This window comes from Pseudomonas sp. NPDC087612, assembly GCF_044743505.1.
In the GTDB taxonomy this organism is placed as follows: domain Bacteria; phylum Pseudomonadota; class Gammaproteobacteria; order Pseudomonadales; family Pseudomonadaceae; genus Aquipseudomonas.
This window is the reverse complement of record NZ_JBIUWO010000002.1, coordinates 467,467-488,398: the sequence shown is the minus strand read 5'-3', so window position 1 is coordinate 488,398 and position 20,932 is coordinate 467,467. Positions and strand designations below refer to the sequence as shown.

The window sequence follows — 20,932 nt, the reverse complement described above, 5'->3', positions numbered from 1 at the left end:
GCAGCCTGCCCTGCCGGGATCGGTTATAGGGTCGGTGACGGGGAATTGACGCGATTGTCGCCCACCGTCGGTGCTACCGCTGGCGGTGCAGTTTGTGTGCCAGCCCGCTTCATCGCCGCGTCCGGGGTGGCATTGGCGCTGCCAGTGCCAGTCAGGCTGCGGCGTACTTCGAGGTTGCGCGAGATCACCAGCACCACCCGTCGGTTGCGCGCCCGGCCTTCAGCGCTGTCGTTGGCGGCGATCGGCTGGAACTCGCCATAGCCGACCGATGCCATGCGCGCCGGGTTCACCCCTTCCATCGCCAGCAGGCGGACGATACTCGCCGCCCGTGCCGATGACAGCTCCCAGTTGGTCGGGTACTGCGCGGTGCGGATCGGCAGGTCGTCGGTAAAGCCTTCGACGTGCACCGGGTTGGCGAACGGCTTGAGGATCTTCGCCACCTTCTCGATGATGTTGAACGCCACGTCGCTGGGCATGGCGTCGCCGCTGCCGAACAGCAGCGAGGAATTGAGTTCGATCTCGACCCACAGCTCGTTGCCGCGCACGGTCATCTGGTCGGACTTGATCAGGTCGCCGAAGGCGTCGCGCACGTCATCGGTGATGGTCTTGAGCGGGTCGCTGCTGGTTTGCGCCAGGCCCGCATCGACCTGCTCGCTGTCCTTGATCAACGGCTCGGCCGGCTTGACGCTGAGCGGGCGCTCGTCGCCAATGGGGATCGGCTTCATGCTCCGCTCGGGGTCGTTGAACACGCCGATCAGCGCCTGGGAAATGACCTTGTACTTGCCCTCGTTGATCGACGAGATCGAATACATGACCACGAAGAAGGCAAACAGCAAGGTGATGAAGTCGGCGTAGGACACCAGCCAGCGTTCGTGGTTTTCATGCTCTTCGGGTTGTCGACGGCGCGCCATGTGTTACTCCATGAAGCCCTGAAGCTTCAGCTCGATCGAGCGCGGGTTTTCGCCTTCGGCGATCGACAGCAAGCCTTCCAGAAGCATTTCCCGGTAGCGCGACTGACGCAGGGCCAGGGCCTTGAGCTTGTTGGCGATCGGCAGCAGGATCAGGTTGGCACTGGCAACACCGTAAATGGTGGCGACGAAGGCCACGGCAATGCCGTTGCCCAACTGCGACGGGTCAGCAAGATTGCCCATGACGTGAATCAGGCCCATCACCGCACCGATGATACCGATGGTCGGCGCATAGCCGCCCATGCTCTCGAACACCTTGGCGGCCTGCACGTCGCGGCTTTCCTGGGTGTAGAAATCCACTTCGAGAATGCTGCGAATGGCTTCCGGCTCGGCGCCGTCGACCAGCAACTGCAGACCTTTGCGTGCGTACGGGTCCGGCTCGGCATCGGCGACGCCTTCCAGGCCCAGCAGGCCTTCCTTGCGTGCGGTCAGCGACCAGTTGACGACCCGGTCGATACCGCCAGCCAGGTCGACCCGTGGCGGGAACAGGATCCAGCGCACGATCTGCAGCGCGCGCTTGAAGGCGCTCATCGGCGATTGCAGCAAGGCCGCCGCCAGGGTGCCGCCGAGCACGATCAAGGCCGCCGGGCCATTGAGCAGTGCCGACAGGTGGCCGCCTTCGAGGTAGTTGCCGCCTACGATGGCGACAAAGGCCAGGATGATCCCGATAAGGCTCAAGACATCCATCAGACGCAGGCCTCGACCAGGTGCTTGCCGATCTCGTCCAGGCCATACACGGCGTCTGCCAGGTTGGCTTTGACGATGGCCATGGGCATGCCGTAGATCACGCAGCTGGCTTCATCCTGGGCCCACACGGTGCTGCCGCCCTGCTTGAGCAGGCGTGCACCTTCACGGCCGTCGGCGCCCATGCCGGTGAGCACCACCGACAGCACCTTGTCGCCATAGGACTTGGCCGCCGAACCAAAGGTGATGTCCACGCACGGTTTGTAATTCAGGCGCTCGTCGCCCGGCAGGATCTTCACCGTGCCGCGGCCGTCGACCATCATCTGCTTGCCGCCAGGGGCCAGCAGGGCCAGGCCCGGGCGCAGCATGTCGCCGTCCTCGGCCTCCTTGACGCTGATCTTGCACAGCTTGTCGAGGCGCTCGGCAAACGCCTTGGTAAAGGCCGCCGGCATGTGCTGGATCAGCACGATCGGCGCCGGGAAGTTGGCCGGCAACTGGGTCAGAACCCGCTGCAGGGCAACCGGGCCGCCGGTGGAAGTACCGATGGCAACCAGCTTGTAGGGTTTGCGCTTGGGTGCCGGCGAAGCACTCGATGCTGGCGCAGCCGCTGCGCGCACAGGTGCTGCGGCGCGTGGTGCAGGCGTGCTGCCCAGGCTGCTGACGGCAGGTTGCGCGGCTGGCTGCGGCGCGGGCGCCGGGCTTGCGTAGGCACTGAAACGACGGTTGCTGCGGGAAATGGTATGAACCTTTTCACACAGCAGTTGCTTGACCTTCTCGGGGTTGCGCGAGATGTCTTCGAAGTTCTTCGGCAGGTAGTCGACCGCACCGGCATCCAGCGCATCGAGGGTGACGCGGGCGCCTTCGTGGGTCAGCGAGGAGAACATCAGCACCGGGGTCGGGCAACGCTGCATGATGTGACGCACGGCGGTGATGCCATCCATCATGGGCATTTCGTAGTCCATGGTGATGACATCGGGCTTGAGCGACAGCGCCTGGTCGATCGCTTCCTTGCCATTGGTCGCGGTACCGACGACCTGGATAGTCGGGTCCGCTGAAAGAATTTCCGAGACGCGGCGGCGGAAGAAACCGGAATCATCCACCACCAGGACCTTGACTGCCATAAACACTCCATTAGGGGGCGCGGCATGTGAGCCGCGCCACCAGAATCAAATACGCCGGGCGGCGTAACGCTTGAGCATGCTCGGTACGTCGAGGATCAGCGCAATGCGCCCGTCACCGGTAATGGTGGCGCCCGACATGCCCGGGGTGCCCTGGAGCATCTTGCCCAGCGGCTTGATGACCACTTCTTCCTGGCCCACCAGTTGATCGACGACGAAGCCGATCCGCTGGGTACCCACCGAAAGGATCACCACATGGCCCTCGCGCTGCTCTTCATGAGCGGCCGAGCTGACCAGCCAGCGCTTGAGGTAGAACAGCGGCAAGGCCTTGTCACGCACGATCACCACTTCCTGGCCGTCGACCACGTTGGTGCGCGACAGGTCGAGGTGGAAGATCTCGTTGACGTTGACCAGCGGGAAGGCGAACGCCTGGTTGCCGAGCATGACCATCAGCGTCGGCATGATCGCCAGGGTCAGCGGCACCTTGATGACGATCTTCGAGCCCAGGCCCTTGGTCGAGTAGATGTTGATCGAGCCGTTGAGCTGGGAAATCTTGGTTTTCACCACGTCCATGCCCACGCCACGCCCGGACACGTCGGAAATCTCGGTCTTGGTCGAGAAACCCGGGGCGAAGATCAGGTTGTAGCACTCGGTCTCGCTCAGGCGATCGGCAGCGTCCTTGTCCATCACTCCGCGCTTGACCGCGATGGCCCGCAGCACGTCGGCGTCCATGCCCTTGCCGTCATCGGAGATCGACAGCAGGATGTGGTCGCCTTCCTGTTCGGCCGAGAGCACTACCTTGCCGCCGCGGGACTTGCCCGAGGCTTCGCGCTCTTCCGGGGTCTCGACGCCATGGTCGACGGCGTTGCGCACCAAGTGCACCAGCGGGTCGGCCAGGGCCTCGACGAGGTTCTTGTCGAGGTCGGTCTCTTCGCCGACCAGCTCCAGGTTGATTTCTTTCTTCAGCTGCCGGGCCAGGTCGCGAACCAGGCGCGGGAAGCGCCCGAAGACCTTCTTGATCGGCTGCATGCGGGTTTTCATCACCGCGGTCTGCAGGTCGGCGGTCACCACGTCAAGGTTCGACACGGCCTTGGACATAGCCTCGTCGCCACTGTTCAGGCCCAGGCGCACCAGGCGGTTACGCACCAGCACCAGCTCGCCGACCATGTTCATGATCTCGTCGAGCCGCGCGGTGTCGACCCGTACGGTGGTTTCGGTTTCGCTGGCAGGGTGCTTTTCGGCAGCCGGAGCGGCCTGGCGTGCAGGTGCTGGCGCCGCAGCCGCTGCTTTGGCCGCAGGGGCTGGTGCAGCAGCTGGCTTGGCGGCAGGTGCTGGCGCAGGCTTGGCCGCCGCTTTCGCAGGTGCTGCGCTGGCAGCTGGTGCAGCCGTGGCTACTGCGTCCGGCGCAAACTTGCCCTTGCCGTGCAGTTCGTCGAGCAGCGCTTCGAACTCGTGCTCGGAGATGTGATCGCCAGCCGCGGCAGGCGCGCAGGCTTCCACAGGCGCGGCAGCAGCGCCCGGCAGTGCATCGACGGCAAAAGTACCCTTGCCGTGCAACTGGTCGAGCAGCGCTTCGAATTCATCGTCGGTGATGTCGCCACTGACATCGCCAGCGGCAGCGGCAGCAGCCGGTGCTTCAGCCGCGCCGCCGAGGTTGTCGGCGGCGAACTGGCCCTTGCCGTGCAACTGGTCAAGCAGCGACTCGAACTCGGCGTCGGTGATTTCGTCACCGGCAGGCTCGGCGTCCTGGGCTTGTGCCTCGGCCTTGACTGCATTGAGCGAGTCGAGCAGTTGCTCGAATTCGGTGTCGGTGATGTCCGCCTCGGCCTCGGCCGCCGGTGCTTCAAGCACCTCGGGCTCAGCGGCAGGGGCTGGTGCTTCGTCTTCCCCGGCAGGCTCGGCCAGGCGCGACAGCGCCGCCAGCAGCTCTGGGGTCGCCGGGGTGATGTCGCTGCGCTCGCGAACCTGGCCGAACATGCTGTTGACCGTGTCCAGGGCTTCCAGGACCACGTCCATCAGTTCGGAGTCGACGCGTCGGGCACCCTTGCGCAGGATGTCGAACACGTTTTCGGCGATATGGCAGCACTCCACCAGCTCGTTGAGCTGGAGGAAGCCGGCGCCCCCTTTTACAGTGTGAAAACCGCGAAAGATCGCATTGAGCAGGTCGGCATCATCCGGTCGGCTTTCCAGCTCGACCAATTGCTCGGACAGTTGCTCAAGAATTTCGCCGGCTTCTACCAGGAAATCCTGAAGGATTTCTTCATCGGCGCCGAAGCTCATTAAACGTGCTCCCTAAAAACCCAGACTGGACAGCAGATCGTCGACATCGTCCTGACCGGACACAACGTCTTCACGCTTATCGGCATGAATCTGCGGACCTTCACCCCGAGTCGGATGTTTTTCTTGATCTTTTTCAGCGCGCAGCTGCTGGTGGTCATGTTCGATACCGGCAAAACGGTCAACTTGACTTGCCATCAGCACGAGCTTGAGCAGATTGCTTTCTACTTCGGTGACCAGCGCCGTGACGCGTTTGATCACCTGGCCGGTCAGGTCTTGGTAGTCCTGAGCCAGAAGAATGTCATTGAGGTGGCTGGCGACCTTGCGGTTGCCCTCCTCGCTGCGCGTCAGGAAACTGTCGACACGCTTGGCCAGCTCACGGAACTCCGGTGCCGCCACTTCGCGGCGCATGAAGCGCTGCCAGTCGACACTCAGCGCCTTGGCCTCGTCGCTCAGTTCGTTGAGTACCGGCGTGCTGGCTTCGACCAGGTCCATGGTGCGGTTGGCCGCGCCCTCGGTCAGCTTGACCACGTAGGACAGGCGTTCGGTCGCATCGGTGATCTGCGACACTTCCTCGGCTTGCGGCATGTGCGGGTCGATCTGGAAACTGACGATCGCGCTGTGCAGCTCGCGGGTGAGTTTGCCGACTTCCTGATACAGGCCAAGGTCACGGGTCTGGTTCAGCTGATGGATCAGTTGCACCGCGTCGCCGAACTTGCCTCGTTCAAGGCTGTCGACCAGTTCCCGGGCGTGTTTCTTGAGTGTCGACTCAAACTCGCCCAAGGATGATTGTGTTTGCTCCATAGCGCCCCCGTGGCGTACCTCAGCTATTGACGCGCTCGAAGATCTTTTCGATCTTTTCTTTCAGCACCTGGGCAGTGAACGGCTTGACCACGTAGCCGTTGACCCCGGCCTGGGCGGCTTCGATGATCTGCTCGCGCTTGGCTTCGGCAGTCACCATCAGCACCGGCAGGTGCTTGAGGCGCTCATCGGCACGCACTTTGCGCAGCAGGTCGATACCGGACATGCCAGGCATGTTCCAGTCGGTCACCAGAAAGTCGAAATGACCGCTTTCGAGCATCGGCAGTGCGGTGTTGCCGTCGTCGGCTTCCTGGGTGTTGGTAAAGCCCAGATCACGCAACAGGTTCTTGATGATCCGCCGCATCGTCGAAAAGTCGTCCACGATGAGGATTTTCATGTCTTTGTTCAATTAGACCTCCAAGCAGTCTTTAACGCGTTCAGCGCGGAACGCGCATTCAATCAATTCGGCACTACATTTCACGACTGCATCGAACCTGCGTTCAACGCGCCCGCCATTCCCCCAGGCGACCACGCAAACGTGCCGCGCACTGGCTGTGCAACTGGCTGACACGCGACTCGCTCACCCCCAGGACCTCACCGATCTCCTTGAGGTTGAGCTCTTCGTCGTAGTACAGCGCCAGGACCAGACGCTCGCGTTCCGGCAGGTTGGCGATGGCATCGGCCAGGGCTGCCTGAAAACGCTCGTCTTCCAGATCGCGCGAAGGCTCGAGCTGGGCACTGGCACCGTCCTCGTGCAGGCCTTCATGTTCGCCGTCCTGCAACAGGTCGTCGAAACTGAACAGGCGGCTGCCCAGGGTGTCATTCAAAATCCCGTAATAATCATCGAGACTCAATTGAAGTTCGGCAGCAACCTCGTGATCTTTAGCGTCACGGCCGGTTTTTGCTTCAATTGCACGAATCGCGTCACTGACCATGCGGGTATTGCGGTGTACCGAACGCGGCGCCCAGTCGCCCTTGCGCACTTCATCGAGCATGGCGCCACGGATGCGGATGCCGGCGTAGGTCTCGAAACTGGCCCCCTTGCTGGCGTCATACTTGTTGGCGACTTCGAGCAGGCCGATCATCCCGGCCTGGATCAGGTCCTCCACCTGCACACTGGCCGGCAGACGTGCCAACAAGTGGTAGGCGATGCGCTTGACCAGCGGCGCGTAACGCTCGATCAGTTCGTACTGGGCGTCACGCGAAGCCTTGCTGTACATCCGATAACCACTGGCGTTCATAGCACCGGACCCGCACTCGTCGGTTGCACCAGGCGCTCGACGAAGAACTCCAGGTGCCCCCGTGGGTTGGCAGGCAGCGGCCAGCTATCGACCTTCTGAGCAATGGCCTTGAATGCCAGCGCGCACTTGGAACGCGGGAAGGCTTCATAGACCGCTCGCTGCTTCTGCACCGCCTTGCGCACACATTCGTCGTAAGGCACCGCACCGACGTATTGTAGGGCGACATCGAGGAAGCGATCAGTGACCTTGGTCAACTTGGCGAACAGGTTGCGCCCTTCCTGAGGGCTCTGGGCCATGTTGGCGAGGACGCGGAAGCGGTTCATGCCGTAATCGCGGTTGAGCAGCTTGATCAGCGCGTAGGCGTCAGTGATCGAAGTGGGCTCGTCGCACACCACCAGCAGCACTTCCTGGGCGGCGCGGACAAAACTGACTACCGAGTCACCGATACCTGCAGCGGTGTCGATCACCAGCACATCGAGGTTGTCGCCGATCTCGCTGAAGGCCTGGATCAGGCCGGCGTGCTGGGCCGGAGCCAGGTGCACCATGCTCTGCGTGCCCGAGGCCGCCGGCACGATGCGCACACCGCCGGGGCCTTGCAGCAGCACGTCGCGCAGTTCGCAACGGCCTTCAATGACATCGGCCAGGGTGCGCTTGGGCGTCAGGCCCAGCAGCACATCAACGTTGGCCAGGCCCAGGTCGGCGTCCAGCAGCATGACCCGACGGCCAAGCTCAGCCAGCGCCAATGACAGGTTCACTGACACGTTAGTCTTGCCAACGCCACCTTTGCCGCCGGTCACGGCGATCACCTGTACGGGATGCATGCTACCCATGTTTGTTCTTTACCTTGTCTTACTTAGACCGAGGCCACATGACTGGGCTGCGCTTTCAACACCTGAAAAATGCCTGGCAGACCATTGATGTAGGTACTTTGCAACGTAATCATATTCCCCTCAGCCCACGCGTTTGCCGGAGCTGTGGTAGAGATCAGCGAACATGTCGGCCATGGCCTCTTCGCTGGGCTCGTCCTGCATCTGCACGCTCACTGCGCGGCTGACCAACTGGTGCCGGCGCGGCAGGTGCAGGTCGTCAGGAATGCGCGGGCCATCGGTAAGATAGGCCACCGGCAGTTCGTGACTGATTGCCAGGCTCAATACTTCGCCGAGGCTGGCGGTTTCATCTAGCTTGGTCAGGATGCAACCGGCCAGGCCGCAGCGCTTGTAGCTGTGGTAGGCGGCGGTCAGCACCTGTTTCTGGCTGGTGGTTGCCAGTACCAGGTAATTCTTGGCCTGAATCCCGCGCCCGGCAAGGGTTTCCAGCTGCATGCGCAGCGCCGGGTCGCTGGCTTGCAGGCCGGCGGTATCGATCAGTACCACGCGCTTGCGCAGCAGCGGGTCGAGGGCCTGGGCCAGCGACTGGCCCGGGTCGACGTGAGTAACCGAAACGTTGAGGATCCGCCCCAGGGTCTTGAGCTGCTCCTGGGCGCCGATACGGAAGCTGTCCATGCTCACCAGGGCCAGGTTCTGCGCGCCGTACTTGAGCACGTAGCGCGCGGCGAGCTTGGCCAGGGTGGTGGTCTTGCCCATGCCGGCCGGACCGACCATGGCAATGACACCGCCTTCTTCGATCGGTTCGATTTCCGGCACCTGGATCATCCGCGCCAGGTGCGCCAGGAGCATGCGCCAGGCATGACGCGGCTCTTCGATTTCGGTGGTCAGCTCGAGCAGTTCGCGGGCAATCGGCCCGGACAGGCCGATGCGCTGCAGGCGGCGCCAGAGGTTGGCCTGCTGCGGCTTGTTGCCCTGCAACTGGCTCCAGGCCAGCGAGCCGAGCTGTACTTCAAGCAGTTCGCGCAGGCCCGAGAGCTCCGAGCGCATCGAGTCGAACAGGCGCGGGTCGATGGGTGCCGCGGCCGGTGCAGCAGGCACGGCCGGCGCTTCGACCTGCGGGTCGACCAGCGGCTCGGAAGCGGTCAGCGGCAAGCCGGCAAACAGCTGGCGATTGCCATCTTCGCTCTCGCTACGGCTGCTCAACTCGGCCTGGGCGGTGACGATGCGCGACTGGGTCTTGCGCAGCTCGTCTTCGAGCTCGACATTCGGCACCCGTGGCGCCAGGGCGGACAGCTTGTAGTCCAGCGCAGCCGTCAGCTCGACACCGCCAGCAATCCGTCGGTTGCCAATGATGGCGGCATCGGCCCCCAGCTCATCGCGAACCAGCTTCATGGCCTGACGCATATCGGCGGCGAAAAAACGCTTAACTTGCATAACCCACTACCTCAGCCGTTCGGGCCCACTGTGGCGACGATGGTAACTTGCTTGTTGTCAGGTATTTCCTGATACGCCAAAACATGCAAATTCGGTACAGCCAGGCGACCGAAGCGCGACAGCATGGCTCGTACCGGTCCTGCGACCAGGAGGATCGCCGGCTGCCCTTGCATCTCCTGACGCTGGGCGGCTTCGATCAACGAACGCTGAAGCTTTTCGGCCATGCTCGGCTCCAGAAGAACACCGTCTTCCTGGCCTTGCCCAGCCCTTTGCAAACTATTGAGCAAAATCTGTTCCAATCTTGGCTCAAGGGTGATCACAGGCAGCTCGGACTCAACGCCGACAATGCTTTGCACGATAGCGCGACACAATCCGACGCGCACCACCGCCACCAGTGCGGCGGTATCTTGACTCTTGCCCGGGTTGTTGGCGATGGCTTCGGCAATGCTGCGAATGTCACGCACCGGAACCTGCTCGGCGAGCAATGCCTGCAGCACTTTGAGCAGGCCCGACAAGGAAATGACGCCCGGCACCAGCTCTTCGGCAAGCTTGGGCGAAGCCTTGGCCAGCACCTGCAGCAGTTGCTGCACTTCTTCGTGGCCGATCAGCTCATGGCAGTGCTTGTGCAGAATCTGGTTGAGGTGGGTGGCGACCACCGTACTGGCGTCCACCACCGTGTAGCCCAGCGACTGCGCCTGGCTGCGCTGGTTGACGTCGATCCACACCGCTTCCAGGCCAAAGGCCGGATCGCGGGCGGCAATACCATTGAGGGTACCGAACACCTGCCCCGGATTGATCGCAAGCTCGCGGTCCGGGTAGATCTCGGCCTCGGCCAGGATCACCCCCATCAGGGTCAGGCGGTAGGCACTGGGCGCTAGGTCGAGGTTGTCGCGAATGTGCACCGTGGGCATGAGAAAGCCCAGGTCCTGGGACAGCTTCTTGCGCACGCCCTTGATCCGCGCCAACAACTGGCCGCCCTGGTTGCGATCGACCAGCGGAATCAGCCGGTAGCCGACCTCTAGGCCGATCATGTCGATCGGGGTGACGTCATCCCAGCCCAGCTCCTTGGTTTCCATCGCGCGCTGTGGCGATGGCAGCAGGTCCTGCTGGCGCTGCACCTCTTCCAGGGCCTTGAGCTTGGCCTGGTTCTGCTTGCGCCACACCAGGTAGGCGCCGCCGGCGGCCAGCAGGCCGAGGCTCAGGAAGGCGATGTGCGGCATGCCCGGCACCAGGCCCATGACGATCATCAGGCCAGCCGACACCGCCAGGGCCTTGGGCGAATCGAACATCTGCCGGTTGATCTGCTTGCCCATGTCCTCGGAGCCCGAGGCGCGGGTAACCATGATCGCCGCCGCGGTGGACAGCAACAGCGAGGGCAACTGCGCCACCAAACCGTCACCGATGGTCAACAGGGCATAGACCTTGCCGGCGTCGGCAAAGGTCATGTTGTGCTGGAACATACCGACGGCCATGCCGCCGATCAGGTTGATGAACAGGATCAACAGGCCGGCGATGGCGTCACCGCGAACAAACTTGCTGGCACCGTCCATCGAACCATAGAACTCGGCCTCGCCGGCCACTTCGGCGCGCCGCGCCTTGGCCTGGGCCTGGTCGATCAGGCCGGCGTTGAGGTCGGCGTCGATGGCCATCTGCTTGCCGGGCATGGCGTCGAGGGTGAAGCGCGCGCTCACTTCGGAAATACGCCCGGCACCTTTGGTGACCACCACGAAGTTGATGATCATCAGGATCGCGAAGACGACGATACCGACCACGTAGTTACCGCCGATCACCACCTCGCCGAAGGCCTGGATCACCTTACCGGCGGCCTCGTGGCCGTCGTGACCGTGGAGCATCACCACCCGCGTGGACGCCACGTTGAGCGCCAGGCGCAAGAGCGTCGCCACCAGCAGGATGGTCGGGAACGCGGCGAAGTCCAGCGGGCGCAGGGCGTAGACGCAGACCAGCAGGACCACGATCGACAAGGCGATGTTGAAGGTGAAGAACACGTCGAGCAAAAACGGCGGGATCGGCAACATCATCATTGCCAGCATCACCAGCAGCAACAGCGGCACACCCAGGTTACCCCGGCCTAGACCGACCAGGTTGCTACGGGCACTGTTGATTAACTGAGAGCGATCCACCGGTATTCCTCGTTAGCTCAAGCAAAACTTTGACGCGTTTGAGGCGCGCAGCGCTGCCTTTGCAAGAAGCTTTCCAACTTTGCCAAACGAGGTGGTTTGAGTGGCTCGGGGCTGCTGCGCAGGCAGCGCCGATCAGGAATCGCGACGCAAATCCGGCGGGATCGGCAGATCCTTGAGCGGCTCCGGCGGCTTGCCCTTGCCGGCGCGATACTGGCGGATCTGGTAGACGTAGGCCAGCACCTGGGCCACTGCCAGGTACAAACCGGCGGGAATCTCTTCTTCAAGCTCGGTGGAGTAGTAGATCGAACGCGCCAGCGCCGGCGATTCGAGCACCTGGATCTTGTGCTCGTTGGCGATCTCGCGAATTTTCAGGGCGATGAAGTCGGCACCCTTGGCCAGCAGCAGCGGCGCCGCGCCCTTCTCCGGGTCGTACTTGAGCGCCACGGCATAGTGGGTCGGGTTGGTGATGATCACGTCCGCCTCGGGAATCGCCGCCATCATCCGCCGCTGCGAAGCCTCGCGCTGCAGTTGGCGAATGCGTTGCTTGACCTCGGGCTTGCCTTCGGAGTCCTTGTACTCGTCGCGCACCTCTTGCTTGGTCATCAGCAGCTTCTTGTGCGCCTGCCAGAGCTGGATCGGCACGTCCACCGCGGCAATGATCAACAGCCCCGCTGCCATCCACAGCGCACTCCAGCCAACTACCTGGACGCTATGGATGATCGCCTGCTCCAGCGGCTCGTTGGCAATCGCCAGCAGGTCATCGCGATCAGCCGACAACACCGTCAGGGCGACGATCAGAATCATGAAGAACTTGGCCAGCGCCTTGAGCAGCTCGGACAAGGCGTTGACCGAGAACATCCGCTTGATCCCCGATAGCGGGTTCATGCGGCTGAACTTCGGCGCCAGGGAGCTGCTGGAAAACAGGAACCCGCCCAGCGACACCGGGCCGATGATTGCCGCAATCAGCAGCACCAGCAATACCGGCTGAGTCGCGAGCAAGGCCATCTTGCCGGAGGCCATGAGGAAAATGCCCATGGACCGCTCATCGATGAGCACCTCGCGGGACAAGCTGAAATTGATGCGCATCAGCTCCATCAGGGTTTGCGCCAGGCCACCGCCAAACGCCAGCAGCGCTCCAGCGCCCGCCAGGGTCACCGCGACCGTGTTGAGCTCCTTGGAACGGGCAATCTCGCCCTTCTCGCGCGCGTCCTTCTTGCGCTTGTCGGTGGGGTCTTCTGTTTTGTCCTGACCGCTTTCGCTTTCTGCCATGCTCAGCGCGCCCGTGCCAGTTCACGCAGCCACTGCAAGGCTTCGGAAGCCAGTGACTGATAGTGAGGAAGAATATCGGCCAGGGTGATCCAGAAGATCACCATCCCCAGCACCAGGGTCAGCGGAAAGCCGATAGAAAAGATGTTCAACTGCGGCGCCGCCCGGGTCATCACGCCAAAGGCGATGTTGACCACCAGCAGCGCGGTCACCGCCGGCAATACCAACAGCATGGCTGCACCCAGCACCCAACCCAGGCGCCCGGCCAGGTCCCAGAAATGATTGACCAGCACACCGCCGCCCACCGGCAAGGTGGTAAAGCTCTCGGTCAGCACCTCGAAGACCACCAGATGGCCGTTGATGGCAAGGAACAGCAAGGTCACCAGCATGGTCAGGAACTGGCTGACCACCGCCACGTTGACGCCGTTGGCCGGATCGACCATGGAGGCGAAGGCCATGCCCATCTGGATTGCGACGATCTGCCCGGCGATCACGAAAATCTGGAAGAACAGCTGCAGCGCCATACCAAACACGGCGCCAATGATGATCTGCTCGGCCACCAGCAACATTGCCCTGAGATCCAGCGATTCGACCACCGGCATCGGCGGCAGACCGGGAACGATGACTACGGTGATTGCCAGAGCGAAATACATGCGGATACGTGTCGGCACCAGGGTGGTACCGAAAATAGGCATGGTCATCAGCACCGCCGTGACGCGAATCAACGGCAGAATGAAACTGGCCACCCAGGCGCCGATCTGCGCGTCGGTCAGCTCAAGCATCGCCGGGTCAACCGATCAGCTGCGGAATGCTGCCGTACAACGACAGAATGTATTCCATGAATTTCTGCACCAGCCACGGGCCAACCACGATCAGCGTCACCAACATCACCAGCAGGCGCGGCAGGAAGCTCAGGGTCTGTTCGTTGATCTGCGTGGCGGCCTGGAACATCGCCACCACCAGGCCCACCAGCAGGCTTGGCACCACCAGGATGGCAACCATCAAGGTGGTCAGCCACAACGCATCGCGAAACAGGTCGACAGCCACTTCAGGGGTCATGGACTTCTTCTCCTCGCGGCGTCAGACGCCGCCGAAACTGCCGGCCAGGGTACCCATGATCAGCGCCCAGCCATCGACCAGGACGAACAGCATGATCTTGAACGGCAACGAGATGATCAGCGGCGACAACATCATCATACCCATGGCCATCAGCACACTGGCGACCACCAGGTCGATGATCAGGAACGGGATGAAGATCATGAAGCCGATCTGGAACGCGGTCTTGAGCTCCGAGGTGACGAATGCCGGCACCAGGATGGTCAATGGCGCCTGATCGGGGCTGGCGATGTCGGTGCGCTTGGACAGGCGCATGAACAGGTCCAGATCGCTCTCGCGGGTCTGTGCCAGCATGAAGTTCTTCAGCGGTGCCTGGGCCTTGCTGATCGCATCCTGGGCGCTGAGTTTCTCTGCCAGGTACGGCTGCACGGCCTCCTGGTTGATGCGGTCGAACACCGGCGCCATGATGAACAGGGTCAGGAACAGTGCCATGCCGTTGAGGATCTGGTTTGACGGCGTCTGTTGCAGGCCCAGGGCCTGGCGCAGAATGGAAAAGACGATGATGATGCGGGTAAAGCTGGTCATCAGCACGACGAACGCCGGGATGAAACTCAGCGCGGTCATGATCAGCAGGATCTGCAGGCTGACCGAATACTCCTGCTGGCCGTCGGCCCCGCTGGACAGGGTGATCGCCGGGATCGACAGTGGATCAGCCGCCAGGGCCAGCGGCGCCGCCAGCATCAGCAGCAGCGTCAACATCATGCGCAACGCGCCCATCACGACCTTCCCTTCTGATCCTTGCCCATCAGCTCCATCAGCCGCTGGGCGAATTCTGGTGTTGCCTGGCGCGCACTGGCGGGCACTTCAACCGGCTCGGCCATGACATGCAAGGCCTCGATGGTGCCTGGCGAATGGCCGATGAGGATCTGCTCCTTGCCGACCTGGATCAGCAACAGCCGATCACGCGGCCCCAGCGAACGGCTACCGAGGATCTCGATCACCTGGCCACTGCCGGGCGCGGCGTTCTGCACCCGGCGCAGCAGCCAGGCGAGGACGAAGATCAACCCCAGCACCAGCAGCAGCCCCAGCACCAGCTGGGTCAACTGCCCTGCCGCGCTGCCACTGCTTGCCGGTGCCACTACCGCAGCCGCCGGCTGCGTGGTAGCCAGGGCGACATCCACGTACAGGCCGCAGGCCAGGCCCAGGCCGTTGCGCAGGAGCTTGCTCACTCAGCGCAGCTTCTTGATGCGTTCGCTCGGGCTGATCACGTCCGTCAGGCGGATGCCGAACTTTTCGTTGACCACCACCACTTCGCCGTGCGCAATCAGAGTGCCGTTGACCAGCACGTCCAGCGGCTCGCCGGCCAGGCGGTCGAGCTCGATCACCGAACCCTGGTTGAGTTGCAGCAGGTTGCGGATGTTGATCTCGGTACTGCCGACTTCCATGGAAATGCTCACCGGAATATCCAGGATCACATCCAGGTTCGGACCATCGAGGGTGACCTGTTCGTTGCTGCGCGGCGAGCTGCCGAACTCTTCCATGGCCAGGCGGCTGGACGCCGGTGCGCTGGCGGCGCTATCGGCAGCGAGCAAGGCGTCGATGTCGGACTGGCCGGCATCGCCGGTTTCTTCCAGGGCCGCAGCCCATTCATCGGCCAGGGCCTGGTCCTCCGGGGAGGTGATGTCGTTTTCGTTAGCCATTTTGTCCTCGACGGGCAATCAATTCGGAGTTGGAACCGCGAGCGCCTCAGCGGCGCTCGATCGGATCGATAATCTGCAGGGCCAGGGTGCCCTTGTGCGAACCCAGCTTGGCCTTGAACGACGGCACGCCGTTGGCCCGCAGGATCAGTTCGTCCGGCAGCTCGACCGGAATCACGTCGCCCGGCTGCATGTGCAGGATGTCGCGCAGCTTCAGCTGGCGACGGGCAACCGTGGCGCTGAGCGGCACGCTGACGTCCAGCACGTCTTCGCGCAGGGCCTTGATCCAGCGCTCGTCCTGGTCGTCCAGATCGGACTGGAAACCGGCATCGAGCATCTCGCGCACCGGCTCGATCATCGAGTACGGCATGGTCACGTGCAGGTCGCCGCCACCGCCATCGAGCTCGATGTGAAAGGTCGAAACCACCACCGCCTCGCTCGGCCCGACGATGTTGGCCATGGCCGGGTTGACCTCGGAGTTGATGTACTCGAAGTTGACCGGCATGATCGCCTGCCAGGCCTCCTTGAGGTCAACGAAGGCCTGGTCGAGGACCATGCGCACCACGCGCAACTCGGTCGGGGTGAACTCGCGACCTTCGATCTTGGCGTGACGACCGTCGCCACCAAAGAAGTTATCCACCAGCTTGAACACCAGCTTGGCGTCGAGGATGAACAGCGAGGTACCGCGCAACGGCTTGATCTTCACCAGGTTGAGGCTGGTGGGCACGTACAGCGAATGCACGTACTCGCCGAACTTCATCACCTGCACGCCGCCGACTGCCACGTCCGCAGAGCGGCGCAGCAGGTTGAACATACTGATGCGGGTATAGCGGGCAAACCGCTCGTTGATCATTTCCAGGGTCGGCATGCGACCGCGGACGATCCGATCCTGGCTGGTCAGGTCATAACTTTTGACACTGCCGGGCTCGGCATTGCTTTCGGTTTGCACCAGACCATCGTCGACGCCATGCAGCAAAGCATCGATTTCATCCTGGGACAGCAGGTCCTGCACGGCCATCTGGGGCTCCTACTGCAATACGAAATTGGTGAACAGCAACTGGTCGATGACCGGCTTGCCGACTTCCTTCTGCGCCACTTCCTGGACACTGGCAGTGGCCTTCTGGCGCAGCATTTCCTGGCCGACCGGGCTGGACAGGGTGTCGAAGCCCTGGCCCGAGAACATCATGACCAGGTTGTTGCGAATCACCGGCATATGCACCTTGAGGGCATCCAGCGCTGCCTGGTCACGCCCCTGCATGGTGATGCTCACCTGCATGTAGCGCTGGCGGCCGTTCTGGTTGAAGTTGACCACGAAGGCCGGTGCCAGCGGCTCGTAGATCGCTGCCGGCTTGAGGTTGGCCAGGGCCGGATCGACCGCAGGCTTATCCTCGGACTTGTGCAGGAAGAACCAGGTGGCGCCGACCGACAGGCCGATGGCAAGCAGCAATGCCAGCACCAACAGCAGGATCAGCTTGAGTTTGCCTGTAGCGGCGGGGTCTTTCTCTGCTTCGCTCTTCGCCATGCCAATAATCCGTCATTCATCGGAGATTTCAGTCACATGGCGAGGGTTGAGCAAGTGTTATGCCAACCTGGAAAAGCAAGGTCGGCTAGCACCAAGAGCACAGCCAATCAGGCGTAGTAATCCACCGCGCTGGAACCCACAACCGACTGCTGCTCGACCGGCATTGCACCTGGAGCGATTTCAGCGGACTCAGCGGATTCACCAGCTTCATTACGCCGTGCGGCCACGCCACTGAGTTTCGGCGTGTCCTGGGCACCCTGCTGCTGGCCACCACGGGACTGGTCAGCGACGTTGACGTCCGGCTGGCCGAGCCCCTGCTGGGCAAACATTTCCTTGAGCCGGTGCACCTGGTTTTCCAGCGCCTCGCGCACCCCGGCGTGACCACTGACAAAGGTCACCTGGGCCTGCTGTTCCGGCGCCAGGTTGACGCGGATGTCCAGGCGCCCGAGCTCGGCCGGCTCAAGCTTGATATCGGCCGATTTCAGGTTCTGGCTGGACAGGTACATGACCCGGTTGACCAGGCCTTCGGTCCAGCCGCCCTGGTTCATCGCCAACGGCTGCTGCAGCGGCGTGGCCACCGGCACGGCATTGGCGGTCTTGGCCGTGGCGGCCAGGGTCAGGTTGCTCAGGCGCTCGGCAAAGTTGTCGACACGCGTATCGCTGGAGGCGCTCTTGAGGTCCTTGAGGCCATCATCGAGCAGGCCACTGAAGGCTTTTTCACCCGGCTCGCCTGATTCGGCATCGGCACCTGGCTTGTCCAGCAGGGCCGCCAGTGTATTGACGGCAGGCTGCGCCGTCGGCGCTTCAGGCTGGGCATTGCCGGCCTTGCCAGCGGCATGGGCAGAGGTAGTGCCCTGGGCCTGGGCACTTTGCTCAAGGGCCAGGCGCAAGGCTGGCAGGTCAGACAGCGGATCGGCCTCAGGATCGAATTCCGGCGCTTCGGCTACCGGCTGGGCCGGCGCCGCAGCCACCTGCAATTGTGCTGCCGCAGCCTGAATCACCGGCGCCACGGTTTCAGCCTGGGCCTGGATCAATTGCGCGCCGGGCTGGGCGTCGGTCACTTGACCCGCCACCAGGCTGGGGTCAAGCAGGGTGGGATCAGCCACCAGCGCCGGATCGACCTCGGTGCTGTCCTGCTCCTCAGGCAAACTATTGCCGCTGTCGGCAACCTTCGACGAATCAGCGGCCGTTTTATTGCCGCTGCCCGGGGCGGTGACGACCTTCTCAGGCACAGGCGCGTCCTTGGTGCCTGCAGTCGTCTCGCGAGACTGCTTGGCATACACATCGGAAAAGCCAGACGCCTTGTCGTTAGAGGCCTGCAGCGATTTATCCGGCGCACCGGCAGTGGCGCGCGACGGCTTCGCCACGGCACTGGCTTGCAACAGGGGGTTGGAGGCGACAGGCATGCAGGAGTCTCCGCTACAGAAGTCGTAATCGTGAATTAGCGAAGACTACGCAAAACTCGCGCCAGGTTTGCCCTCGCGCTCAACCAATCGATACTCGCTGGCGTTCGTCGTGGTAAAGGTCACGAACGGCCGCATACTCGCGATCGATCTGGTTGATCAGGTCTTCGATGCCTTGCAGCGGGCCGTGATTGACGCGGTCTTCGAGCTGCCTGCACAACTCGGCCAACGCTACCGCCCCCATATTGCTGCTACTGCCCTTGAAACTGTGCGCGGCATGCGCCAGCTCGTCGGCGTTCTTCGCCTCATGCAATTGACTGAGGCGTTTTTCGGAATCTTCAAGAAAGGTTTCCAGCAAGTACAGGTAGCCATCTTCCATGACCTCCTGCAAGTCGCTGAGCACCTTGCGATCGATGTGAATGTCGGACACTTGCTCACTCCTTGATCAAGTTGGATTATGCCAGAGCCTCCCAGGCGAACTCCACGCATGCGCGGCGCCCCTCGTCGGCCCATTCGGCACGCCGGCTCAACCGGCGTATGAGGGTCAGACCGCGTCCGCACAACCCTTGTTCGGACACAGGCCTGGCCAGCACTTTACTCACATTGAAGCCCTTGCCGCTATCTTCGACTTCAATCTTCAGACGCCCGCCTTGGCGATCCGGCTCGACCCGAAGGAACACGCGGATGAAGCCCTCGTTCAACGCCTGCAGGCGCTCGTCGCGCATCTGATAGTAGGCGGCAAAGCCCTGCGCATCGCGCTTTAGCGCCGAGTCCAGCCCCAGCACGCCGTGTTCCAGGGCATTGGAATACAGTTCGGTGAGGACGCTGTGCAACGCCCCGCTCTGAGCCCGCAAACCGTGTATTTCCTGCAACAGCTGTAGCAAATAAGGTAATGGATTGAAACGTTTTAGCGTGTCGGCGCGAAACTCGAACTGCAGCGACCAGTCCAGCGGACTGGACTGCCCACTGTCAGAATAGATCACCGGCAGCGGCGACAACAGTTGCGGTTCGACCACCTCGATATCCAGCAGGCTGACATCATCGCGCGAGCGACCACGAAACGCTTCCAGCGCCTGCAGCACCTCCTCGAACAACAGTGCCGGCTGTCGATTGGCACTCAGCACCCGACGCAGGCGCTCGACACCGAACAGCTGGTCATTGTCATCACTGGTATCGACCACGCCGTCAGACAACAGAAACAGGCGCTCGCCCAGGGCCAACGGCAGCACCTGGGTGGCGTCATCAAAGCGCTCCGGCCCCAGGATACCCAAGGGCAAATGACGCGACACCAACGCCACAGGCTCACCCCCACCGGCGGGCAACAGATAGCCGTCGGGCATGCCGCCATTCCAGACCTCGACCACCCGCCGCTGGAAACTCAGGTTGAGCAACAATGCACAACAGAACATGTCCACCGGCAGGATGCGCTTGAGCTTGGCGTTCATCTCGCGCAGGGTTTCGGCCAGGCCGTAACCCTTGGCTGTCATGCCATAGAACACCTCGGCCAGGGGCATCGCCCCCACCGCCGCCGGCAAGCCGTGGCCGGTGAAGTCGCCGAGCAGCACATGCATGTCACCTGCCGGCGTGAAGGCGGCCAACAGCAAGTCGCCATTGAACAGGGCATAAGGTGACTGCAGGTAACGGATGTTCGGCGCACTCAGGCAACCGGCATGGGCCACCTGGTCGAACACCGCCTTGGCGACCCGCTGCTCGTTGAGCAGATGAGTGTGATGGCGGGCAAGCTGGTCACGCTGCTCCAGCACCGTGGCCTGCAGCCGGCGCATACGCTCCATCGCCTTGATTTTGGCGGCCAGGATCACCGGGCTGTAGGGTTTTGCCAGAAAATCGTCGCCACCTGCCTCCAGGCAACGGACCAGCGCCTGTTCTTCGCTAAGCGAAGTGAGAAAGATGATCGGCACCAGCGCTTCACCGGCCAGCGCCTTGATCTGGCGCGCCGCCTCGAAACCATCCATGACCGGCATCAGCGCATCGAGCAGGACCATGTGCGGGCGCTGCGCGGCGAACAGCGCCAGCGCCTGCTCGCCATTTTCGGCGGTGAGCACCTGATGCCCCTGCTTGCGCACAAGGGTGGCCAGCAACAAACGATCAGCAGCACCATCCTCGGCGATCAGGATGGTGAGCGCCTCGAAAACATGGGCTGGCTGGTTCAACTGATGTCGAACAGCTTGTCGAAGTTGGAAATGGCGAGGATCTTTCGCACATCGGAGCTGGTGTTGACCACACGGATTTCCGAGTCGTCGCCGCCGACGTGGTCACGCAGCAGCAACAGCATGCCCAGGGCCGAACTGTCCAGATAGGTGGCCTCCTTGAGGTCGACGACCACTGAGTCCGGCATGTTCTGCTTGAGCTCGTAAGCCTGGCGAAATTCCAGGTGCTTGCCAAAGTCAAAACGCCCCCTGACCTTGATCGTCAGCTTTTTCCCATCCGGGGATACTTCAGATACAACTGCCATGTCGATGATTCCTTCCATTGCGAC

22 protein-coding genes are annotated in these 20,932 nt (G+C 62.5%); all 22 read right to left on the bottom strand.

Annotated elements, in window-relative coordinates:
• Nucleotides 1–23: 23 nt before the first annotated feature.
• Entirely contained in the window at nt 24–911 is an 888-nt protein-coding gene (gene motD / locus ACIOVF_RS05915) for a flagellar motor protein MotD (protein ID WP_045200328.1), read from the bottom strand.
• A 3-nt stretch (nt 912–914) separates the two neighbouring features.
• Nucleotides 915–1,655: a flagellar motor protein gene (locus ACIOVF_RS05910; RefSeq protein ID WP_045200326.1), complete on the bottom strand. Its 741-nt coding sequence runs from the start codon at nt 1,653–1,655 to the stop codon at nt 915–917.
• A complete protein-coding gene (locus ACIOVF_RS05905) occupies nt 1,655–2,773 on the bottom strand; it encodes a chemotaxis response regulator protein-glutamate methylesterase (protein WP_045200324.1) in 1,119 nt (372 codons plus the stop codon). Before ACIOVF_RS05905 ends, ACIOVF_RS05910 begins: the two co-directional genes overlap by 1 nt.
• 45 nt (nt 2,774–2,818) lie before the next feature.
• Nucleotides 2,819–5,050 (bottom strand): chemotaxis protein CheA, encoded by a 2,232-nt coding sequence (locus ACIOVF_RS05900; protein ID WP_195883375.1) that lies wholly within the window; start codon nt 5,048–5,050, stop codon nt 2,819–2,821.
• A 12-nt stretch (nt 5,051–5,062) separates the two neighbouring features.
• The gene (locus ACIOVF_RS05895; protein ID WP_045200319.1) at nt 5,063–5,851 is read right to left on the bottom strand and encodes a protein phosphatase CheZ; all 789 of its coding nucleotides are present in this window, start codon (nt 5,849–5,851) and stop codon (nt 5,063–5,065) included.
• A gap of 19 nt (nt 5,852–5,870) precedes the next feature.
• Nucleotides 5,871–6,245, bottom strand: coding sequence for a chemotaxis response regulator CheY (locus ACIOVF_RS05890; protein WP_036990294.1), 375 nt, complete (start codon nt 6,243–6,245; stop codon nt 5,871–5,873).
• A 103-nt stretch (nt 6,246–6,348) separates the two neighbouring features.
• A complete protein-coding gene (gene fliA / locus ACIOVF_RS05885; protein WP_010225024.1) occupies nt 6,349–7,089 on the bottom strand; it encodes an RNA polymerase sigma factor FliA in 741 nt (246 codons plus the stop codon).
• Nucleotides 7,086–7,919 (bottom strand): flagellar synthesis regulator FleN, encoded by an 834-nt coding sequence (gene fleN, locus ACIOVF_RS05880; protein ID WP_016393812.1) that lies wholly within the window; start codon nt 7,917–7,919, stop codon nt 7,086–7,088. Before fleN ends, fliA begins: the two co-directional genes overlap by 4 nt.
• Nucleotides 7,920–8,039: 120 nt before the next feature.
• Nucleotides 8,040–9,350, bottom strand: coding sequence for a flagellar biosynthesis protein FlhF (gene flhF / locus ACIOVF_RS05875; protein ID WP_213602055.1), 1,311 nt, complete (start codon nt 9,348–9,350; stop codon nt 8,040–8,042).
• An 11-nt stretch (nt 9,351–9,361) separates the two neighbouring features.
• A complete protein-coding gene (gene flhA / locus ACIOVF_RS05870; protein WP_045200310.1) occupies nt 9,362–11,491 on the bottom strand; it encodes a flagellar biosynthesis protein FlhA in 2,130 nt (709 codons plus the stop codon).
• 132 nt (nt 11,492–11,623) lie between these two features.
• Nucleotides 11,624–12,760, bottom strand: a complete 1,137-nt coding sequence (gene flhB, locus ACIOVF_RS05865) for a flagellar biosynthesis protein FlhB (protein ID WP_045200308.1) — start codon at nt 12,758–12,760, stop codon at nt 11,624–11,626.
• Between the two features lie 2 nt (nt 12,761–12,762).
• Complete coding sequence (fliR, locus tag ACIOVF_RS05860; RefSeq protein WP_045200306.1) at nt 12,763–13,539, bottom strand: flagellar biosynthetic protein FliR; 777 nt, start codon at nt 13,537–13,539, stop codon at nt 12,763–12,765.
• A 7-nt stretch (nt 13,540–13,546) separates the two neighbouring features.
• Nucleotides 13,547–13,816 (bottom strand): flagellar biosynthesis protein FliQ, encoded by a 270-nt coding sequence (fliQ, locus tag ACIOVF_RS05855; protein WP_045200304.1) that lies wholly within the window; start codon nt 13,814–13,816, stop codon nt 13,547–13,549.
• 21 nt (nt 13,817–13,837) lie between these two features.
• Complete coding sequence (gene fliP / locus ACIOVF_RS05850; protein ID WP_038996372.1) at nt 13,838–14,590, bottom strand: flagellar type III secretion system pore protein FliP; 753 nt, start codon at nt 14,588–14,590, stop codon at nt 13,838–13,840.
• Nucleotides 14,590–15,042 carry a flagellar biosynthetic protein FliO gene (gene fliO / locus ACIOVF_RS05845; protein ID WP_123568043.1) on the bottom strand — a complete coding sequence of 151 codons (453 nt, stop codon included), beginning with the start codon at nt 15,040–15,042 and terminating at the stop codon, nt 14,590–14,592. The genes fliP and fliO overlap by 1 nt, the downstream gene beginning before the upstream one ends.
• Complete coding sequence (gene fliN / locus ACIOVF_RS05840; RefSeq protein ID WP_093385593.1) at nt 15,043–15,513, bottom strand: flagellar motor switch protein FliN; 471 nt, start codon at nt 15,511–15,513, stop codon at nt 15,043–15,045.
• Between the two features lie 46 nt (nt 15,514–15,559).
• Nucleotides 15,560–16,528: a flagellar motor switch protein FliM gene (fliM, locus tag ACIOVF_RS05835; RefSeq protein WP_045200301.1), complete on the bottom strand. Its 969-nt coding sequence runs from the start codon at nt 16,526–16,528 to the stop codon at nt 15,560–15,562.
• Nucleotides 16,529–16,537: 9 nt separating this feature from the next.
• On the bottom strand, nt 16,538–17,032 hold the full coding sequence (gene fliL, locus ACIOVF_RS05830; protein ID WP_045200300.1) for a flagellar basal body-associated protein FliL: 495 nt from the start codon (nt 17,030–17,032) through the stop codon (nt 16,538–16,540).
• A gap of 107 nt (nt 17,033–17,139) precedes the next feature.
• A complete protein-coding gene (locus tag ACIOVF_RS05825; protein WP_401288135.1) occupies nt 17,140–18,438 on the bottom strand; it encodes a flagellar hook-length control protein FliK in 1,299 nt (432 codons plus the stop codon).
• 79 nt (nt 18,439–18,517) lie between these two features.
• Nucleotides 18,518–18,865 carry an Hpt domain-containing protein gene (locus tag ACIOVF_RS05820; RefSeq protein WP_045200296.1) on the bottom strand — a complete coding sequence of 116 codons (348 nt, stop codon included), beginning with the start codon at nt 18,863–18,865 and terminating at the stop codon, nt 18,518–18,520.
• A gap of 25 nt (nt 18,866–18,890) precedes the next feature.
• On the bottom strand, nt 18,891–20,606 hold the full coding sequence (locus ACIOVF_RS05815; RefSeq protein ID WP_401288131.1) for a SpoIIE family protein phosphatase: 1,716 nt from the start codon (nt 20,604–20,606) through the stop codon (nt 18,891–18,893).
• Nucleotides 20,603–20,908, bottom strand: a complete 306-nt coding sequence (locus ACIOVF_RS05810; protein WP_045200292.1) for an STAS domain-containing protein — start codon at nt 20,906–20,908, stop codon at nt 20,603–20,605. Before ACIOVF_RS05810 ends, ACIOVF_RS05815 begins: the two co-directional genes overlap by 4 nt.
• Nucleotides 20,909–20,932 lie beyond the last annotated feature (24 nt).